The sequence below is a fragment of the Rathayibacter sp. AY1B5 genome (genome assembly GCF_002932795.1).
In the GTDB taxonomy this organism is placed as follows: domain Bacteria; phylum Actinomycetota; class Actinomycetes; order Actinomycetales; family Microbacteriaceae; genus Rathayibacter.
The window spans coordinates 17716-35150 of record NZ_PSWM01000026.1 but is presented as its reverse complement, the minus strand read 5'-3'; the positions used below and the strand labels follow the sequence as shown (position 1 = coordinate 35150).

The window sequence follows — 17435 nt, the reverse complement described above, 5'->3', positions numbered from 1 at the left end:
GTAGCCATCATGGAACTCGGACCCCACCTGCGCCGCATCGGCACCGACATCGTCGCCGTCCACCTCGTGCACACCGACGAGGGCGTCACCCTCATCGACGCCGGCCTGCCCGGCCTCTGGCCGGAGCTCCTCGCCGAGCTGCGAGCGATGGGCCGCACCCTCGACGACGTGCGCGGCGTCGTGCTGACCCACGGCGACTCCGACCACGTGGGCTTCGCCGAGCGCCTGCGCCGCGACCACGGCGTGCCGGTCCACGTGCACGCCGCCGACGCCGAGCGGGCGAAGGGCGGGGCGAAGCCGAGGACCGCGACACCGCGGCTGCGCGTCCTGCCGCTCCTCGGCTTCGCGGCCTACGCGCTGCGGAAGGGCATCGCGACGGTCCCGCCGCTCACCGAGGTCGTCGAAGTGCACGACGGGCAGACGCTCGACCTGCCGGGCGCTCCCCGCGTGATCGCGCTCCCGGGTCACTCCCCGGGGAGCATCGCCGTGCACGTGCCGCTGGCCGACGCGGTCTTCGTCGGCGACGGGCTGACCACCCGCCACGTGCTCACCGGCCGCACGGGTCCGCAGCCCGCGCCCTTCACCGACGAGCCGGAGCAGGCGCTCGCGTCGCTCCGCGCGCTCCTGCCCACCGGGGCGCGCTGGGTGGTGCCGGGCCACGGAGCGCCGTGGAGCGGCGGGATCGAGGCGGCGGTCCGGCTGGTCGAGAGCGCCTGAGGCCCGGAGCCGCTCAGGAGGCGGGGACGAGCTTCCAGCGGTCGGCGAGGATCTCGAGGCCCTTGTCGAAGGTCGCCGACCACGCCGTGACGTCGTGGGCGCTGTCCGGCACCTCGAGGTAGGTGGCGCTCATGCCGGCGGCGACGGCCGCGGCGTAGACGGTCTTCGCTCCGGGGAGGAACGAGGTGTCCTCGGCGCCGACTCCGAAGATCGCGACGGTGCCGGTGTAGGGGGCGTTCGCCGCGAGGACGTTCACCGGCTTCGCGGCCTCGTAGGCGGCCTGGTCGCCGCCGAAGCCCTGCGCGACCGTCGCCGCCTCGCTGCCGAGGGTCGGCGCGAGCTCGCCCGAGGCGTCGACGATGTTGCCGAAGAGCGACGGGTGGCCGGCGCCGAGCTGGATCGAGCAGGTCCCGCCCTGCGAGAGGCCGCCGATCGCCCAGTGCTGCGCGTCGCCGAGCACCGGGAGGTTCGCACGGATCCAGTTCGGGACGTCGACGGTGAGGTAGGTGGCCGACTTCCCGAGCGGCGAGTCGACGCACATCGGGTTCTTGTCCGGATCGCCCAGCTGGTCGGGCGAGACGACGATCGGCGCGAGGCCGGCGTGCGCGGCGGCGTAGGCGTCGAGCGTCTGCTGGAACTTCTCGGTCGAGAGCGGATCGGAGGGCGACCCCGGCTGCCCCGAGAGCATGATCATCACCGGCAGCAGCGGCGGGGTCGCGGTGAGGGCGGCGGGCGGGAGGTAGACCACGGCGTCGCGGGCCGGGAAGCCCGACGCGGTGGCGGGGATGGCGACCGTCGAGACCGAGCCTGCGGTGGGCATCCCGGCCGGGGCGGTCCAGGTCGCGAGGTCCGAGTGCGGTCCGTCCGCGGCGGCGACCGGCACGGAGGAGTCGGAGTACGCGCTGATCCCGAGTGCGCTGCGCACCGTCGGGTACTGGCCGAAGTCAATGTTGACGGTCATCGCGGCCGCTGCGACGACGAGCACTCCGGCCGCGAGCGACGCGAGCATCCCCCGCACGCGCCGGCGGGCGATCGCGTGGCCGAGGACGACCAGGGCGACGCCCAGCCCGCCGATCCCGAGGCCGATCGCGACCCGGGTGACCGGTGTGAAGTCGACGCCGAACGGGCCGTCGGGCCCGTCGACGAGGGCGGCCAGGGCGGCGCCGCCGATCAGGCCCAGGAGGAGGACGGCGACGGCGATCCCGCCGCGTCGGGAGCGTCCGCGGCGCGGTGCGCGGACGTGGGCGGCGAGCAGGAGGAGGAGCGCTGCGGCCGCGACCACGTAGACGGCGACGACGAGGGGGCCGGAGACGAGGCTCAGGTCGAGGAGAGAGGTCATGCGTCGATCCGGTCGGAGGGTGCTCGGGCGGGCGGGCGTCAGTCTGGCGGCGGTCTCTGGAGGAGAGCCGGGAGCGCTCGGGAGCGATTCTCCTCCCCGGGCGCGGATCCTCCGAGCTCTCCACCGATCGGGCGCAACCCCGCGCGCCGCGCCGCCGCTCCCGCCTAGCGTGGGACTCCCGACGCACACCGCGCCCTCACGAAGGAGCCCGCACCATGACGCAGCACCCCCGCCTCGAGACCGCCTCCCGCGAGGCCCGCGCATGAGCCGCGGAGTCGCCGTCGTCACGGGCGGGACGGCCGGGCTCGGACGCGCCACGGTCCGCGAGCTCGCCTCCCGCGGCTGGGACGTCGCCGTGCTGGCGCGCGGCGAGGACGGACTGGCGGCCACGGTCGCCGAGATCGAGCAGAAGGGCCGGCGCGGGCTGGGCATCCCGACCGACGTGGCCGACCGCGAGGCCGTCGAGTCGGCGGCCGACCGGGTGGAGGCCGAGCTCGGCCCGATCGACCTGTGGGTCAACGACGCGATGGTCGGCGTCTTCGGCGAGTTCCTCTCGACCGAGCCCGCCGACTTCGAGCGCGCCGTGGGCGTCAACTTCTTCGGCTTCGTCAACGGAACCCGCGCCGCCCTCTCCCGGATGACCCCGCGCGACCGCGGGCACGTCATCCAGGTCGGCTCCGCCCTCGCGCACCGGGGCATCCCGCTGCAGGCCGCGTACTGCGCCTCCAAGTTCGGGGCCCGCGGCTTCACCGAGGCCGTCACCGCGGAGCTGCTGCACGCGAAGAGCCGCGTGCGCCTGTCCGAGGTCGACATGCCGGCGCTCAACACCATCCAGTTCAACTGGGTGAAGTCGCAGCTGCCGCACCACCCGCAGCCCGTGCCGCCGATCTACGAGCCCGAGGTGGGCGCGATCGCGATCGCCGACGTGGCCGACAAGCCCCGCCGCCGCACATGGGTCGGCGAGCCGACCGCCGGCACCATCCTCGGCGACCGCTTCGCCGGGCGCTTCATGGACTGGTACCTCGCCCGCAGCGCCTTCGACGGGCAGCAGGCCCCCGACAAGACGGAGCCGATGCTCCCGAACAACGTCTACGAGCCGGTCCCCGGCGATCACGGCGCCCGCGGCCTCTTCAGCGACCGCGCGCACACCATGACGCCCCAGATCTGGATGATCCGCCACCGCGCCCTGAGCTACGCGGGGGCGGCCGCGGCCCTCGCCGCCGGCGCCGTGGGCGTCGTCTCGGCCCTGCGGAGGAAGTGACCGTGGTCGACGCCGTCGTCATCGGGGCGGGGCCCAACGGCCTCGCCGCCGCGGTCACGCTCGCGCGGGCCGGGCTCTCGGTCACCGTGCTCGAGCGCAACGCGACGATCGGCGGCGGCGCGCGCACGGCGGAGCTGACGCTGCCCGGCTTCCACCACGACGTCTGCTCGGCGGTGCACCCGATGGCGCTCGCGTCCGGGTTCTTCCGCGCCTTCGGGCTCGACCGGCGCATCGAGCTGGTCGTCCCCGAGATCTCGTACGCGCATCCGCTCGACGGGGGCCGCGCCGGCATCGCCTACCGCGACCTCGACCGCACGGCCGAGGCGCTGGGTCGCGACGGAGCGGCGTGGCGCGCGCTGATGGGGCCGCTCGCCGAGCGGGCCGACCGCGTCGCGGGCTTCACCAACGACGCGCTGCTGCGGATCCCGACCGACCCGAGCGTGCTGATCCGCTTCGGGCTGCGCGTGCTCGAGCAGGGCACGCCGGTGTGGAACCTGCGCTTCCGCGAGGACGTCGCCCCGGCGATGTTCTCCGGGGTCGCCGCGCACTCGATCCGCCCGATGCCGAGCCCGTCGACGGCCGCGGCCGCCCTGGCGCTCGGCGCCTACGCCCACGCGCGCGGCTGGCCGGTGCCGATCGGCGGCAGCCAGTCGATCGTCGACGCGCTCGCCGACGACCTGCGGGCGCACGGCGGCACCGTCGAGACCGGCGTCGAGGTGACCTCGCTCTCCGAGCTGCCCCCGGCCCGGGCCGTGCTCGTCGACAGCACGCCGACGGCGCTGCTCGCGATGGCGGGGGACCGGCTCCCCCCGGCGTACGCCGCGGCCCTCCAGCGCTTCCGCTACGGCAACGGCGTGGCCAAGGTCGACTTCGCCCTCGACGGGCCGGTGCCGTGGACGAACCCGGAGCTCGCCGGCGCGGGCACGCTGCACGTCGGCGGCAGCCGCGCCGAGATCGCGGCCGCCGAGCGCGACGTGAAGCGCGGCCGGCACAGCCGCAGCCCCTACGTGCTGGTGGCGCAGCCCTCGATCGCCGATCCGACCCGCGCGCCCGAGGGCAAGCACGTCCTCTGGGCGTACACCCACGTCCCCCGGTACTCGCCCGCCGACCAGCAGGAGGCGATCACCGCCCAGATCGAGCGCTTCGCCCCCGGGTTCCGCGACCGCGTGATCGGCGCCTCCTCGATGACCGCCCGCGACATGCAGGCCTACAACCCGAACTACCTGGGCGGGGACATCGCCGCCGGAGCCGCGAGCGTCGCGCAGCTGCTCTCGCGCCCGGTCCCCACGACCGACCCGTGGCGGACGCCCGCGACGGGGCTCTACCTCTGCTCCTCGTCCACCCCGCCCGGGCCGGGCGTGCACGGCATGGCCGGCTGGCACGCCGCCCGCAGCGCGCTGCGGCACGAGTTCGGGGTGCGCGAGTCGCCCGACCTGTCGCCGGAGGCGCGCCCGGCCTGAGCCGCCGCCGTTGCGCTGCGCCCGTCGCCGCCCCCGGCCTGCCAGGCTGAGGGACGGCGCCGCCACGCGCCCCACCACCACTCGAAGGAGTCCGCGATGTCCCGCACCACCCGCGTCGTCCACTGCCCGCCCGAGTCCGTCTTCGCGGTGCTCGCCTCCGGCTGGCTGTTCCCGAGCTGGGTCGTCGGTGCGTCCCGGATGCGGAAGGTCGACGCGGACTTCCCGCACGTGGGCTCGCAGCTGCACCACTCCTTCGGGCTCTGGCCGCTCGTGATCGACGACCGCACCACGGTGCTCGAGTGGGACCCGCCGCGCCGGACGGTCATCCAGGCCGCCGGCTGGCCGCTCGGCGAGGCCCGGGTGCGCGTCGAGGTCGAGCCGCACGCGCGCGGCGCGAAGGTGCGGATGCACGAGGCCCCCGTGAAGGGTCCGGGAACGCTCATCCCGAAGCCGCTGATGCACTCGTTCCTCTGGATCCGCAACCGCGAGGCCGTGCGCCGGCTCGCGCACATGGCCGAGGCGGGAGCCGCGGGGCGCACGCTCGCTCCCGCCTCGCTCCCCTCGCCCGCGGACCGCGCCGGGATCGACCGGCCGAAGCACGTCTGGGCGCGCTTGACCGGAGCGATCGGGTCGATCGCGGTCGGGACGCTCGTGGTCCGAGGCGTCCTCGCGGCCGTCCGGCGCGCCCAGAGCTGACGGGCTCAGGAGCCGACGGCGCCCGGGTCAGACGATCCGCTCGACCAGCCGCACGTGCTGCACCGCGACGCGCTTCGGCTCGCCCGCGAAGGCGGCGTCGCGCTCGGGCGACGCCAGGTACGCCCGCTCGACCTCGGCGAACGCGTCGGCGTCGCCGGCCGTGCTGACCGCCCAGACGAACTCGTTCACCTCGCGGTCGGCGTAGGCGAACTCGATCCGGAAGCCGTGGGCCTCGCGCGCCGGCACGATCCGCTCGGGGAACCAGGCGAGGAAGTCGTCCATCACCCCGTCCATCAGCTCGTAGCGACGGAGTTGGATCGTCCTGGTCTCTGCTGCAGCGCTCATGCTGCGACGGTACCCGCCCGGCGGCCGCGCCGTCGCCGCGCTACGCTCGCCGCCGACAGCCCCACGTCGAGGAGGACAGCACGGACCCCCGCCACCGCTCCCTCGCGCTGCTCGTCGCCGGCTGCTTCTTCATGGAGAACCTCGACGCCACGATCGTGACGACGGCCGCACCCGCGATCGCCGCCGACCTGCGCGTCGACTCCGCCGCGGTCTCGATCACCGTCACCGCGTTCCTCCTCACCGTCGCCGTCCTCATCCCGGCCTCGGGCTGGCTCAGCGAGCGCTTCGGCGTGCGCCGCGTCTTCATCACCGCGATCGCCGTCTTCACCCTCGCCTCCCTGCTCTGCGCGCTCAGCCCCACGCTGCCGCTGCTGGTCGGCGCCCGCGTCCTGCAGGGCGTCGGCGGCGCGCTGATGGTGCCGGTCGGTCGGCTCGCGGTGCTGCGGGCGACCCCGCGGGAGGGGATCATCCACGCCATCGCGATCCTGGTCTGGCCGGGCCTGGTCGCTCCGGTCATCGCGCCGTTCCTCGGCGGCCTGCTCACCACCGTCGCCTCCTGGCACTGGATCTTCCTGATCAACCTGCCGCTCGGGGTGATCGCGTTCGCGATCGCCCGCCGGATCGTGCCGGCCACCCCCGAGAGCGCACCGCCTCCGCTCGACGTCACCGGCCTGGTGCTAGTCGCGGTCGGCCTCGGCGCGCTGGTCGGAGCCGCCGGACTCCTCACCGGCGCCGACCTCGACGGACGCGCTCTGGTGCCGATGATCGCCGGTGCCGTCGTCACGGCGCTCGCCGTGCGGCACCTGCGCCGCGCCGAGCATCCGCTCGTGCGGCTCGACGCGTTCCGCTTCCGCACCTTCCGGGTCGCCAACGCGAGCGGGTCGCTCTACCGGGCGACCGTGAACGCGGTGCCGTTCCTGCTCCCGCTCCTGTTCCAGGACGCGTTCGGCTGGAGCCCGGTGCAGGCCGGCTCCGTGGTGCTGGCGCTCTTCGCCGGCAACCTGGCGATCAAGCCGGCCACGACTCCGCTGCTGCGGCGCCTCGGCTTCCGCGGGGTGCTGGTCGCGGCGAGCGCGGTCGGGGCGGCGTGCATGGCGGCGATGGCGTTCCTCGAGCCGGCGACTCCGGTGGCTTTCGTGGTCGCGCTGCTGGTGCTGAGCGGAGTGGCGCGCTCGGCGGGTTTCACCGCCTACAACACCGTCACCTTCGCCGAGGTCCCGCAGGAGGGGATGTCGGGCGCGAACACCCTGAACGCGACCACGCAGCAGATCGCGGCCGGCCTCGGAGTCGCGGTGGGCGCGGTGGCGCTGGCCGTCGGCACCGCGATCGGGCCCGGCCTCGTCCCCTACCGCGTCGCCTTCCTCGCCCTCGCAGTGCTGACCCTCGTGCCGCTCGTCGCCGCCGCCCGGCTCCCCCGCGACTCCGGGAGCGCCCTCACCGCGTGACCGGCACGGGCGTCAGGCGAGGCCGAGCGCGATGCCGTCGAGGATGTCGTGCGCGGTCGAGCGGACCCGGTCGACGCCCGGCGAGGCCGCCTGGACCGCGCGGAGGACCTCGCCCCAGACCAGCGCGCCGGCCGCCAGCACGTCCTCGCGCCCCGGGCGCACCCAGGGGAGGGACGCGGTCGCCTCGGGGGAGAGCGCGGCGAGCTCGTCGCAGGCGGCGAGGACGTCGGAGAGGGGGAGGGACGTCTCGAGCGCAGCGCGGTCGGTGCTGCGGAGGACGTGCGCGGTGATCGTGAGCACGGTCGCGGCGACGCCGACGACACTCCGGGTCTGCGACAGGTCGACGGAGGAGGCGGCCAGCGCGGCGCGCACGTCCGCGCGGATCGCCGCGCGCTCGCCCTCGGACGGCTCGGCGGCCCGGCGGTGGCGCTCCGTCAGGCGGACGCTGCCGACGTCCATCGAGTGCGCCTGCTCCGGCTCCGCCCCGCCGAGCACCAGCTCGGTCGAGCCGCCGCCGAGGTCGACGACCAGCACGGGCCGGGCGGAGTCGACGGCCGAGACCGCCCCGCGGAACGAGAGCCGCGCCTCCTCCTCGCCGGAGATCGTCTCCGGGGTGACGCCGAGGATCCGCTCGACGGCGGCGAGGAAGTCCTCGCGGTCGGCGGCGTCGCGGGTGGCCGAGGTGGCGACGAAGCGGAGGCGCTCGGCGCCGGCCTCCTGCGCGGCGGCCGCGTACTCGCGGGTGACGGCGAGGGTCCGCTCGAGCGCGGCCGGGTCGAAGCGGCCGGTGCGGTCGACCCCGCGGCCCAGCCGCACGAGCTCGGTGCGGCGCTGGACGTCCCGGAGGCGGCCGTCCTCCACGTCGGCGATCAGCAGGCGGAGGGAGTTGGTGCCGCAGTCGAGCGCCGCGACGCGCGTGAGGGAGGACATCCGCCCATTCTGCCCGCGCCGCCGGGCCCGGAGGCGGGCGATAGCCTGGGGGAGAGACGAAGGAGCCGCCCGTGCACGAACACCACGTCCGCGTCCACCGCAGCGACGAGGAGCTCCCGCGACACGGGCAGCTCGCCCACGCGCTCGCCGAGGTCGCCGCCGATCCGGTCGAGATCGACGACGAGGTCGCCGAGATGGTGGTCAACCGCGTCATCGACAACGCCGCCGTCGCCACGGCGTCGCTCCTGCGCCGCCCGGTCGTCGCCGCCCGCGCGCAGGCTCTCGCGCACCCCGCCTCCATCGGCGGCCAGGGCTCGGTCGTCCTCGGCGTCGACCCGGCCCGCCGGGTCTCGCCCGAGTGGGCGGCCTGGGCCAACGGGGTCGCCGTGCGCGAGCTCGACTACCACGACACGTTCCTGGCGGCCGAGTACTCGCACCCGGGCGACAACATCCCTCCGCTGATCGCCGTCGCCCAGCACGCGGGCATCGGCGGGGCGCAGCTCGTCCGCGGCATCGTCACGGGCTACGAGGTCCAGGTCGACCTGGTGCGCGCGATCAGCCTGCACCGGCACAAGATCGACCACGTCGCGCACCTCGGCCCCTCGGCGGCCGCCGGGATCGGTACGCTGCTCGGCCTCGACGTCGCGACGATCGAGCAGGCCGTCGCGCAGGCTCTGCACACGACGACCGCCACGCGGCAGTCGCGCAAGGGCGAGATCTCGAGCTGGAAGGCGTACGCGCCGGCCTTCGCGGGGAAGATGGCGATCGAGGCGGTCGACCGGGCGATGCGCGGCGAGACCAGCCCGTCGCCGATCTACGAGGGCGAGGACGGCGTCATCGCGTGGATGCTGGACGGCGCCGAGGCGAGCTACGACGTCCCGCTGCCCGACCGCGGCGAGGCCAAGCGCGCGATCCTCGACACGTACACGAAGGAGCACTCGGCCGAGTACCAGGCCCAGGCGCTGATCGACCTCGCCCGCCGCCTGCACCGCACGCACCCCGAGGCCGCCGATCCCGAGCGCGTCGAGCGGATCGTCCTGCACACCTCGCACCACACCCACTTCGTGATCGGCTCGGGCGCGAACGACCCGCAGAAGTACGACCCCGCCGCGTCCCGCGAGACGCTGGACCACTCCGTTCCGTACATCTTCACGGTGGCGCTGCAGGACGGCGCCTGGCACCACGTGCACAGCTACGCGCCCGAGCGGGCCGCCCGCGCCGACACGATCGCGCTCTGGCACCGGGTCACCACGCAGGAGGACGCGGAGTGGACGCGCCGCTACCACTCCACGGATCCGGGCGAGAAGGCGTTCGGCGCGCGCGTCGAGATCCTGATGACGGACGGCACGACGATCGTCGACGAGATCGCGGTGGCGGACGCGCACGCGCTGGGCGCGCACCCGTTCAGCCGCGAGCAGTACGTGGCGAAGTTCCGCACGCTCGCCGCCGACGTGCTCGAGGAGTCCGAGATCGAGCGCTTCCTCGACCTCGCGCAGCGCCTGCCCGAGCTGACCCCGGAGGAGGTCGGCCGCCTCAGCGTGATCGCCGCCCCCGGCGTCCTCGCCTCGATCGAGCCCCCACGCGGCCTGTTCTGATCCCGCCGCGGGGCCGCTCGCGCGCACGGCGACGTGCGCACGAGCGGCCAGGGAGCGCCGTCGTCAGGCGGTCTGCTCCGCGACCCGGTCCTGGGCCTCGGCGATGAAGCGCCGGCGCGAGAAGACGCGGGCGCACCTGAGCGACGCCGTGCTCGGCGGGAATCACGCCGACTCCCACGCACCGTGGTTCCACAGCCGCTCCTCGGGCGGTGGTGCGGCGACCCGGCTGGACCCGCGCTGAAGCGTCGTCCGGGACATCCCGGGCGGAGGGGACGGCTGAGCCGGCCGTACGCCGCGACCGGCTACTCGTCGAGATCGCGCAGGCGCGGCGCCCCATCGGAGAGGCCGTGCGGTTCCGAGTCGGACGGGACGACGGCGCCCGCGGCGCTGACGCAGCCCGCGGCCACCGTGATCCCGGGAAGCGCGATCGCGCCGGCTCCGATCCAGCAGCCGTCCCCGATCGTCACCGGGCGGTACTCGGGACCGCGCGCCTGCTGCCTCGCAGCGATGGTCAGCGTGCAGCAGACGACCGAGTCACGAGTTCTCGACGACCGGACACGCGGCGAGGGGAAGTCGCACGAGCAGGCGATCGGCTCTGGCGCGACGGCGGCTCGACGTGATCTGGGCACCCACGTCACGGATCGTGGCGCCTCCCTCGTCGCCCGGTTCCCGGACTCCTCGCTCGGCATCGACGCGACCGGGACCGTCAGCGGATTCCCCCCTATCGAGGGCGAGGACGTCGCCGCCGACGTCCTCGTGCAGCTCCTCAGCTAGAGACGCCCGCTCACGAGGGTCCCTTCCTCCTAGGCTCAACGGCGCCGGAGCGCGATTCGAGTACAGCCCGGGCATTACCGCTCCTGGTCTTGTTCCCGAACAGGGCTACGAGCGGCACAACGACGGTATCGATCGCCCGCGCCACTAGGTCGATTGTCCGCGACCCCAGCATGACCAGCAGGAAAAGAGCGCAGACGATTCCGACGACCCACGGCCCGAAGGTCGCGAGTCCGCTCAGAAGGGCGGAGAAGGTTACGACCGTGCCGGTCGCGGCGAGGAAGTCGCTCACAAGAGTCTCGATGCCGGCGCGACAGCCCGCGCAGTCGCGCCTAGATCGATTGACTACTAGGGGCGTTGCTACTTCCGCGCCGGGATGCATCGTCTGAGCGGTTTCGGCTCGACGTCGCGGGACGCGGAGCATGTGACTCGACGATCTTCGGTGAGGAAGGTCTTTCGCAGAACGTGAGATCCACCGCTTGCGCGGCTAGTCCGATTGACGATCGCTTGCGCGGCGTCAGTGTGGGTGTCTCCGTTGCTGGGCCGGCACCTGCGAATCCGCGGGTCCGACCTGTTGTTGTGTTCATTCTGCCAGCCCGTAGCAGGGACACCCTCTCTGTTCGCTGGGAGCGTGAGGATGTCCCGTCGAGCCTGCTGCCTGCCGGTCCCGCAAAGAGATAGTTCACCGGACGCTGCGGACGCCTGCACGCCTGCACGCCTCCGCGCCGAGAAGCCTCTCTTTTCTTTCCGTTAGACTCGCCTGGTGAATTGTCCGGTTGGGGGATGCTCACTGGGACAATGTTAGAATGACCGACCTCGTTGGCTATGCCCGCGTTTCTACTGACAAGCAAGACGCGCAGGTGCAGCGCGACGCGCTCGCGGCCGCCGGCGTCCCGGCTGATCGCCTCTACGTCGACTCGGGCCCCACGGGCTCCAATCGCGCGTGCACTGCGCTGGCCGCGGCCCTGGCCGCCTGCCATGACGGATCGACCCTCCTTGTCACGAAGTTCGACCGCCTGGCCCGATCGATTAGTGATGCCCGCGACATAGCTGATGAGCTGACACGCAAGGGAGCGCGGCTGAGAATCGGCGGCACGGTGAATGACCCGATAGATCCGATCGGTCGGCTGCTATTCAACGTCTTGGCGATGATCGCTGAGTTCGAGGGCGACTTGATCCGCGCTCGAACCCGGGAGGGGATGAAGGTTGCGAAGGAGAAGGGTCGGCTCCGACGGAAGAAGCCCAAGTTGAGCCCGAGAATCGAAGGTCACCTCGTGGCGGAGTACCGGTCCTGCAACCACTCGATCGCGAAGCTCGCGCAGCAGTATTGTGTGGCGCGGTGGACCGTGTACCGCGCGGTGCAGCGTGCCGCAGTGGCGGACGCTCGGATCGCTGATGCGACGCTGATGATGCCTCGGGACGCGTGAAGTGAGCCGCGCCCGAGACCAACGGCGTCGAAGCGACGCCAAGGAGCGGCGCGCTGACACGAGGCGCCAGCAGTGGCTCGAGGAGACGAAGTCGACCGATACGCTGCGTCGCCTCTGCGTCCTCTGGGACGACCACGCTGCCAATCCCGTGACGAAGTACTCCACCCCTGTGAACACGCAGACCGTCATCGCCGTTCGAGCGCTCGTCGCGCACGCCGTCGACTGCGGCCGGGCGATCGCAACGCTGTATGAAGCGAAGCAGCCGCTCGCGGCTGTTCCCGTCATACGCACGCTGATGGAGGATGCGACGACCGCAGCTTGGCTCCTGAAGGCACCGGACGGCTGGAAGGGGTTCACGCGGGAAGGTGCGGAGGCGAGGCGCAAGCTGCTCAACAACATTCGCCAGGCCAATCCCGACCTGAAACCGGACCTGGTCGGGGCGGAGCTGGCTCGCGCGAAAGAGCTGCTCAACCGCTTCGGTGAGTACACGACCGACAACGACTTCCAGCAGAGGGCGAGGTCCGTCACGGGCACGGATCGCCTGTACATGCTGTTCCGGATGGCATCCGGGGTGAGTCACGCCGGCGCGAAAATCGTGGACCTCTACACGGCTGCAGATCCAGGCAGCCCTTCCGGTTTCGGCTGGTTCGATCAGGCCCGCCATCCGCAGGCGGACATGTGGTTGCGCGTGGCCTCGGCGCTACTCGTGCGAGCGCTGACGGCCTGGGATCACGTGCTGGCGGGTAACCCCTTGCAAGAGCGCCTGACACCTCTGGCCGAGCGATTGGGTGAGGCTCCATCGCTCACCTACGGACCGCTATTTGAGACTGTCGCTCAGTAGCGATTCAGCCGACGATGCTGTCGACCTCGAGCGATCGTTGCGTCGTAGAGGGTTCGGCGCTACGCGCCCGACGGCAGTTTTTACCAGACTTGCTGCGGATTCCCTAAGGGAAGATTGTCAGGCTCGCATTCTCTTTAAACGGGAGGGGAGCTGGTCAAAAGTTGAAGGGCTGGCGAGCCAGTAGGCCACGCCCGCCGCTCCGACCGCGAGGCTGAGTCCCGGCGAGCTGACCGGGCGCATGGCCTTCGCTTTCAAGCCGAGCGCTGAGAGCTGTAGCCAGGCCGGTGAGAGTCGTGCCGTGGAGCTTCTTCCAACTCGCCATGACTCACCGTCCCTCGGGCGAATCCTAGGCGTAGGAGCCGGATGAACGCCGTGCCTATCGCCAGGAAATGTCTCCGAGGGGCGTGCATCTCGACAGGGTCGCACGCGTCGGGAACACGGCTTTCAACCTGAGTCGTTTCGCTTGAACACGCATCGAGGCGATCCATCCGATAAGCGGTGCGATGCCGGAGGCGGGTGGTCGTCAGGAGTGCCCCAGCGGGGCATCCCGGAGGGACGCGCAGCGCGCTTACTGGTTGACGTGATCCGACGACCGCCAGCAGCCCGACCGACCCCGCTCGCGGCTTGCATCCCGTGCTCGATTCGTGGGGCGAGTGTGCGCAGAGCGTCGGGCTCGAAGTCGTACTGGCTGGTCGTCCGCGAGGCGCAGACCGCCGCGGGACAGGTCACGATCCACAGCCGCGAGACAAGCGCCAAGGGCGACATGATCAAGCACCGGTTCGGCTGGCACGTCGTCACCCGCGTGAACCCCAAGAGCGTGACCGTCGCGCTCGACTGGAACGACGGCACTCGCCCCTACAAGGTGAACAACTCCGACGTGCAGGGGCACCACACCGCCGCCGAACTCGATGTAGCCCGCGAGGCCGCCACGGAGACGTCCTCGCCGAGCTGATCGGGCGAGGGCCGGCCTTCGGGCCGCCCGTGAAGGGGCGGCTCTCACCCTTCCCAAGTATCCCGTTCCGGGCCGCGAGCTGTGCTCGCGCAGCGGCGACGGAACGCCGCCCAGAGGCCCGTCCGCCTGCGCCGGCCGCTCCGGCTCGCCCGGTGGGCTCACGTTTCTTTGCCGTGAAGCCTCCGGCGGCTCGTTCGCTGCGCTCCCTCGTTGCGACCGGAGCTCTCCGCGCAAGTGGCTGCGCCACCGGCTCCTCCGAGACTTTCGGCACGCGGTCGCTGCGCTCCCTTATCTCGCGCCGAAACTCTCTACTCCGCCGCCCTCCGGGTTGCACTACGCCCTCCAGTCGCGAAGGCGGAAAACCGCCTTCCTTACCGTTATTTCCGTGGATTCGGGGCAGTTGTAGGCTCCGGAACGCGCCAGGGGTCCCGGGTATGGCTGACCGCCTTCAGCCGCCTGATGGCACGCCGTGATTAGCCGCCCGGGACCCCGCAACGGCAGGACCGCTCATTGAGAAACGCGACCAGATCGCCCCGTAAGGACATGCCGGCACGGTCGTTCACGGCGCACCGCACCCCTCAACGGAAGGACCCTGCATGCCACAACTCTGGGCCGGTATCGACGCCGGCAAGACCGAACACCACTGCGTCGTCATCGACACGAACGGAACCAAGCTGCTCTCGCAACGGTTCAAGAACCGAGAAACGGCGATCCTGACCCTGATGGGCGACGTCGCCTCCCTGCCGGGCGGCACCGACGTCGCCTGGGCGACGGACCTCAACCACGGCGGGACGGGGCTGCTGCAGACGCTCCTGAACTCGCACGCGCAGCCACTGTTCTACATCTCGGGCCGAGTCGTGCACCACGCCTCGGGTGCCTACCGGGGCGAGGCGAAGACCGACGCTAAGGACGCGGTGATCATCGCCGACCAGGCCCGGATCCGGCGAGACATGACGCTGATGCGCCAGGCCGACGAGGTCACCGCGGAGCTGCGCCTGCTCTCCGCCCGACGGGAGGATCTGGTGCACGACCGCACCCGCGCCGTGAACCGACTGAGCGCCATCCTGGTCCACTACTTCCCGTCGCTCGAGGGAGCGTTCAACTACGCGACGACCAGAGGACCTCTGGTACTGCTCACCCGATACGCGACCCCGGGAGCGATCCGGCGGATGGGCGAGAGCCGGCTGGCGTCATGGTTGAAGGGGCAGGGCTGCTGGAAGTCCGCGGCCGTGGCCAAGACAGCGATCGACGCTGCTCGCGAGCAGACATCGGTCGTCGTGGGGGAGGGCGCGGCGGCTCGGTTGGTGAGCCGATCCGCGCGTGATCTGCTCCGCATCCGCGACGAGGTCGCAGAGCTCGATGCGGAGATCGAAGCCGTTCTGCAGGACAGCAGGTCCGCGGATCTGCTGGTGTCGATTCCGGGGTTCGGGCGCAGGCTCGCCGCGGATTTCCTCGCCGCGACCGGCACTGACCTCACCGCGTTCGAGACGCCCGATCGGCTGGCCAGCTTCGCGGGCCTCGCTCCGGTGCCGCGTGATTCCGGGAAGATCTCCGGCAACCGCCACCGGCCACGGCGCTACGACCGGCGGCTGTTGAACGCCTGCTTCCAGGCAGCGTTCATCGCGTCGAGGAACTGCCCTGTCTCGCGCTCGTTCTACGAGCGGAAACGTGGAGAAGGGAAGTCGCACAAGCAGGCGCTGATCGCTCTCGCTCGGCGCCGCATCAACGTCATCTGGGCGATCTTCCGCGACCAGACGACCTACACCCCCACCCCGACCCGGCCGAACGATCCCGTCACCCCGCTTCTGCAGCATGGTCCAGAGTCGCCATCAAGGAGCGGACCCGCCATCGCCCTCGCGGCCGCCTGACGCGCCTAGGTAAGGAGCTCGGCTTGGATCCGGGCGGCGACCGCCTCTCGGAGGGGGCGGACGTTCTCAGCGCTCCAGTCAGTCGGGTCGGGGAACTTCCACTCCAGGAACCGACCGGACGGGGTCGCGGGGAGCGTGAGGCCGGGCTTCATGGCGACGACGATGTCCGCGTTCTCGAGGTCCTCGACCGTGACGGCGCGGGGGGTGCGGTCGCTGATGTCGAGGCCGAGCTCCGCGACGGTCGCGGCGATCGCGGGGTTCACCGTGTCGGCGGGCGAGAGCCCGGCGGAGGTGGCGGTGTGACGGTCTCCGGCGAGGATTTCGAGCAGGCCGGCGCCGAGTTGGGAGCGGCCGGCGTTGTGCTGGCAGAGGAAGAGGACGGTGTGCTTCTCGGTCATGCGGGGAGGCTGCTTCCGGTGTTCGTGCGGGTCCAGGTCTGGGTGGCGATCTGCACGGCGTCCCAGGGGGAGCCGAGCGGGGGTGTGTAGGAGAGGTCGAGGTCGGAGACCTGCTCGACGGTGAGCCCGGCGAACAGGGCGGTCGCGTAGGTGTCGACGCGCTTGGCGGTCTCGGTGCCGAGGCGTCCGACGAGCTGCGCGCCGAGCAGGCGCCCGTCGCCGGTGTCGCCGGTGATGCGGATCGTGATCGGCTGCGCGCCCGGGTAGTAGCGCTTGTGATCGTCCGCCACCGCGGTCGTCGTCGCCGGCGCGAAGCCCGCGGCGAGGGCCTCGTGTTCGCGGAGACCGGTGCGGGAGGCGACGAGGTCGAAGACCTTCACGACCTGCGTGCCGACGGAGCCGGCGAACCGGGCTTCGCCGCCGAGGGCGTTCTCGCCCGCGACCCGACCCTGCTTGTGCGCGGTGGTGCCCAGCGGCAGGTAGGTGCTGCCGAGCAGACGGTGGTGCGTGGTCACTCCGTCGCCTGCCGCGAACACGTGCGGCAGGCCCGTGCGCATCGCCTCGTCGACGACGACCGCGCGGCCGGCGCCGAGAGACGCTCCGGCGCGGGCGAGCAGGTCGGTGTTCGGCTTCACGCCGACGACGAGGAGGACGACGTCAGCGGTGCGGGTGAGAGGTGTGCCGTCGTGGTCGGCGTGCACGGCGAGGCCGGTGGCGGTCTTCTCGATCGAGGCGACGGTGGTGCGGGTGAGAACCTCGACGCCGCGCTCGGTCAGTTCGGTGTGGACGAGGGCGCCGAGTTCGGGGTCGAGGGTGGAGAGCACTTCCGGGCCGCGCTGGAGCTGGGTGACTCGGAGGCCGCGGACGGTGAGGGCTTCGGCCATCTCGAGGCCGACGTAGCCGGCGCCGACGATGATCGCGGTCTGCGGGTCTCGACTGTCGAGGAACCGCTCGAGCGCGAAGGTGTCGCCCATCGAGTGCAGCACGTGCACTCCGTCCTCCGGCCCCAGTGCGTCCACTCCCGCGATGCCGGCGGAGGAGGCGAGGGCGCCGGTGCCGACGATCAGCTCGTCGTACCCGATCCGGTCGAGCGAGCAGTCGGGGGTGCGGACGGTGAGCTGCTGCCCGGCGACGTCGATGTCCGTCGCGAAGGTGTCCAGGCGCAGGGTCATGCCGGTGGCTTCGAGATCGGCGTGGCTGCGGTGCGCAAGCGACTGCCATGGCTGCACCTCGCGGGAGAAGTAGTACGGGATCCCGCAGATGGAGAAGTTCGGGTACGAGTCGGCGACGACGACGGTCACGTCGACGGACGGGTCGAGCTCGCGGGCGCGCAGCGCGGCGGAGATCCCCGCGTCGCTGCCGCCGATAGCGACGAGATGCATCAGATGGG

General features: G+C 72.1%; 19 protein-coding genes. 12 read left to right on the top strand and 7 right to left on the bottom strand.

Annotated features, from left to right (window positions below):
- Nucleotides 1–9 precede the first annotated feature (9 nt).
- On the top strand, nt 10–717 hold the full coding sequence (locus C5D44_RS14560) for an MBL fold metallo-hydrolase (protein ID WP_104251043.1): 708 nt from the start codon (nt 10–12) through the stop codon (nt 715–717).
- 13 nt (nt 718–730) lie between these two features.
- On the opposite strand, the gene C5D44_RS14555 is transcribed toward C5D44_RS14560, so the two are convergent.
- Entirely contained in the window at nt 731–2056 is a 1326-nt protein-coding gene (locus C5D44_RS14555) for an esterase family protein (protein ID WP_104282074.1), read from the bottom strand.
- Nucleotides 2057–2318: 262 nt separating this feature from the next.
- Here C5D44_RS14555 and C5D44_RS14550 point away from each other — a divergent pair, with 262 nt between their 5' ends.
- The 3 genes from C5D44_RS14550 (at nt 2319) to C5D44_RS14540 (ending at nt 5473) form a co-directional block, all read left to right on the top strand.
- On the top strand, nt 2319–3317 hold the full coding sequence (locus tag C5D44_RS14550) for an SDR family oxidoreductase (protein ID WP_104277825.1): 999 nt from the start codon (nt 2319–2321) through the stop codon (nt 3315–3317).
- Nucleotides 3318–3319: 2 nt separating this feature from the next.
- A complete protein-coding gene (locus C5D44_RS14545; RefSeq protein ID WP_374954081.1) occupies nt 3320–4777 on the top strand; it encodes a phytoene desaturase family protein in 1458 nt (485 codons plus the stop codon).
- A gap of 96 nt (nt 4778–4873) precedes the next feature.
- A complete protein-coding gene (locus tag C5D44_RS14540; RefSeq protein WP_104282072.1) occupies nt 4874–5473 on the top strand; it encodes an SRPBCC domain-containing protein in 600 nt (199 codons plus the stop codon).
- 27 nt (nt 5474–5500) lie between these two features.
- Here the strand turns inward: C5D44_RS14540 and C5D44_RS14535 are convergent, their stop codons facing one another.
- Nucleotides 5501–5818 carry an NIPSNAP family protein gene (locus C5D44_RS14535; protein ID WP_104224531.1) on the bottom strand — a complete coding sequence of 106 codons (318 nt, stop codon included), beginning with the start codon at nt 5816–5818 and terminating at the stop codon, nt 5501–5503.
- 107 nt (nt 5819–5925) lie between these two features.
- On the opposite strand from C5D44_RS14535, the gene C5D44_RS14530 reads away from it, so the two are divergent.
- Entirely contained in the window at nt 5926–7263 is a 1338-nt protein-coding gene (locus C5D44_RS14530; RefSeq protein WP_258068005.1) for an MFS transporter, read from the top strand.
- Nucleotides 7264–7275: 12 nt separating this feature from the next.
- Here C5D44_RS14530 and C5D44_RS14525 read toward each other — a convergent pair whose 3' ends face one another.
- Nucleotides 7276–8193 carry an exopolyphosphatase gene (locus tag C5D44_RS14525; RefSeq protein WP_104277821.1) on the bottom strand — a complete coding sequence of 306 codons (918 nt, stop codon included), beginning with the start codon at nt 8191–8193 and terminating at the stop codon, nt 7276–7278.
- A 71-nt stretch (nt 8194–8264) separates the two neighbouring features.
- Here C5D44_RS14525 and C5D44_RS14520 point away from each other — a divergent pair, with 71 nt between their 5' ends.
- Nucleotides 8265–9788, top strand: coding sequence for an MmgE/PrpD family protein (locus C5D44_RS14520; protein WP_104282070.1), 1524 nt, complete (start codon nt 8265–8267; stop codon nt 9786–9788).
- Nucleotides 9789–9891: 103 nt separating this feature from the next.
- Nucleotides 9892–10029 (top strand): hypothetical protein, encoded by a 138-nt coding sequence (locus C5D44_RS18155; RefSeq protein ID WP_181028835.1) that lies wholly within the window; start codon nt 9892–9894, stop codon nt 10027–10029.
- Nucleotides 10030–10090: 61 nt separating this feature from the next.
- Here the strand turns inward: C5D44_RS18155 and C5D44_RS18545 are convergent, their stop codons facing one another.
- The gene (locus C5D44_RS18545; RefSeq protein WP_258061468.1) at nt 10091–10255 is read right to left on the bottom strand and encodes a hypothetical protein; all 165 of its coding nucleotides are present in this window, start codon (nt 10253–10255) and stop codon (nt 10091–10093) included.
- 49 nt (nt 10256–10304) lie between these two features.
- Between C5D44_RS18545 and C5D44_RS18350 the strand changes: the two genes are divergently transcribed.
- Nucleotides 10305–10562, top strand: a complete 258-nt coding sequence (locus C5D44_RS18350; protein WP_219815359.1) for a hypothetical protein — start codon at nt 10305–10307, stop codon at nt 10560–10562.
- Between the two features lie 10 nt (nt 10563–10572).
- Here C5D44_RS18350 and C5D44_RS14510 read toward each other — a convergent pair whose 3' ends face one another.
- Nucleotides 10573–10851, bottom strand: a complete 279-nt coding sequence (locus C5D44_RS14510) for a hypothetical protein (protein WP_104256101.1) — start codon at nt 10849–10851, stop codon at nt 10573–10575.
- Nucleotides 10852–11365: 514 nt separating this feature from the next.
- Between C5D44_RS14510 and C5D44_RS14505 the strand changes: the two genes are divergently transcribed.
- The 4 genes from C5D44_RS14505 to C5D44_RS14490 all read left to right on the top strand — a co-directional run bounded on the left by C5D44_RS14505 (nt 11366) and on the right by C5D44_RS14490 (nt 15647).
- On the top strand, nt 11366–11986 hold the full coding sequence (locus C5D44_RS14505; RefSeq protein WP_104277818.1) for a recombinase family protein: 621 nt from the start codon (nt 11366–11368) through the stop codon (nt 11984–11986).
- Between the two features lie 169 nt (nt 11987–12155).
- Nucleotides 12156–12827 (top strand): DUF5677 domain-containing protein, encoded by a 672-nt coding sequence (locus C5D44_RS14500; protein WP_146088063.1) that lies wholly within the window; start codon nt 12156–12158, stop codon nt 12825–12827.
- A gap of 655 nt (nt 12828–13482) precedes the next feature.
- Nucleotides 13483–13779 (top strand): hypothetical protein, encoded by a 297-nt coding sequence (locus C5D44_RS14495; protein WP_104277816.1) that lies wholly within the window; start codon nt 13483–13485, stop codon nt 13777–13779.
- Nucleotides 13780–14375: 596 nt separating this feature from the next.
- Entirely contained in the window at nt 14376–15647 is a 1272-nt protein-coding gene (locus tag C5D44_RS14490) for an IS110 family transposase (protein ID WP_258068002.1), read from the top strand.
- Nucleotides 15648–15652: 5 nt separating this feature from the next.
- Here C5D44_RS14490 and C5D44_RS14485 read toward each other — a convergent pair whose 3' ends face one another.
- Both C5D44_RS14485 and C5D44_RS14480 read right to left on the bottom strand, forming a co-directional pair.
- Nucleotides 15653–16045: a low molecular weight phosphatase family protein gene (locus tag C5D44_RS14485; RefSeq protein ID WP_104282067.1), complete on the bottom strand. Its 393-nt coding sequence runs from the start codon at nt 16043–16045 to the stop codon at nt 15653–15655.
- Nucleotides 16042–17427 carry an FAD-dependent oxidoreductase gene (locus C5D44_RS14480; RefSeq protein WP_104282066.1) on the bottom strand — a complete coding sequence of 462 codons (1386 nt, stop codon included), beginning with the start codon at nt 17425–17427 and terminating at the stop codon, nt 16042–16044. The genes C5D44_RS14485 and C5D44_RS14480 overlap by 4 nt, the downstream gene beginning before the upstream one ends.
- Between the last annotated feature and the right edge of the window lie 8 nt (nt 17428–17435).

Excerpts from the sequence above, each read along its gene's own strand:
- C5D44_RS18155 (WP_181028835.1), top strand. The coding sequence starts at position 9,892 with ATGAAGCGCCGGCGCGAGAAGACGCGGGCGCACCTGAGCGACGCCGTG.
- C5D44_RS14485 (WP_104282067.1), bottom strand. The coding sequence starts at position 16,045 with ATGACCGAGAAGCACACCGTCCTCTTCCTCTGCCAGCACAACGCCGGC.
- C5D44_RS14525 (WP_104277821.1), bottom strand. The coding sequence starts at position 8,193 with ATGTCCTCCCTCACGCGCGTCGCGGCGCTCGACTGCGGCACCAACTCC.
- C5D44_RS14555 (WP_104282074.1), bottom strand. The coding sequence starts at position 2,056 with ATGACCTCTCTCCTCGACCTGAGCCTCGTCTCCGGCCCCCTCGTCGTC.
- C5D44_RS14505 (WP_104277818.1), top strand. The coding sequence starts at position 11,366 with ATGACCGACCTCGTTGGCTATGCCCGCGTTTCTACTGACAAGCAAGAC.
- C5D44_RS14540 (WP_104282072.1), top strand. The coding sequence starts at position 4,874 with ATGTCCCGCACCACCCGCGTCGTCCACTGCCCGCCCGAGTCCGTCTTC.
- C5D44_RS14490 (WP_258068002.1), top strand. The coding sequence starts at position 14,376 with ATGCCACAACTCTGGGCCGGTATCGACGCCGGCAAGACCGAACACCAC.
- C5D44_RS14560 (WP_104251043.1), top strand. The coding sequence starts at position 10 with ATGGAACTCGGACCCCACCTGCGCCGCATCGGCACCGACATCGTCGCC.
- C5D44_RS14535 (WP_104224531.1), bottom strand. The coding sequence starts at position 5,818 with ATGAGCGCTGCAGCAGAGACCAGGACGATCCAACTCCGTCGCTACGAG.
- C5D44_RS14480 (WP_104282066.1), bottom strand. The coding sequence starts at position 17,427 with ATGCATCTCGTCGCTATCGGCGGCAGCGACGCGGGGATCTCCGCCGCG.
- C5D44_RS14550 (WP_104277825.1), top strand. The coding sequence starts at position 2,319 with ATGAGCCGCGGAGTCGCCGTCGTCACGGGCGGGACGGCCGGGCTCGGA.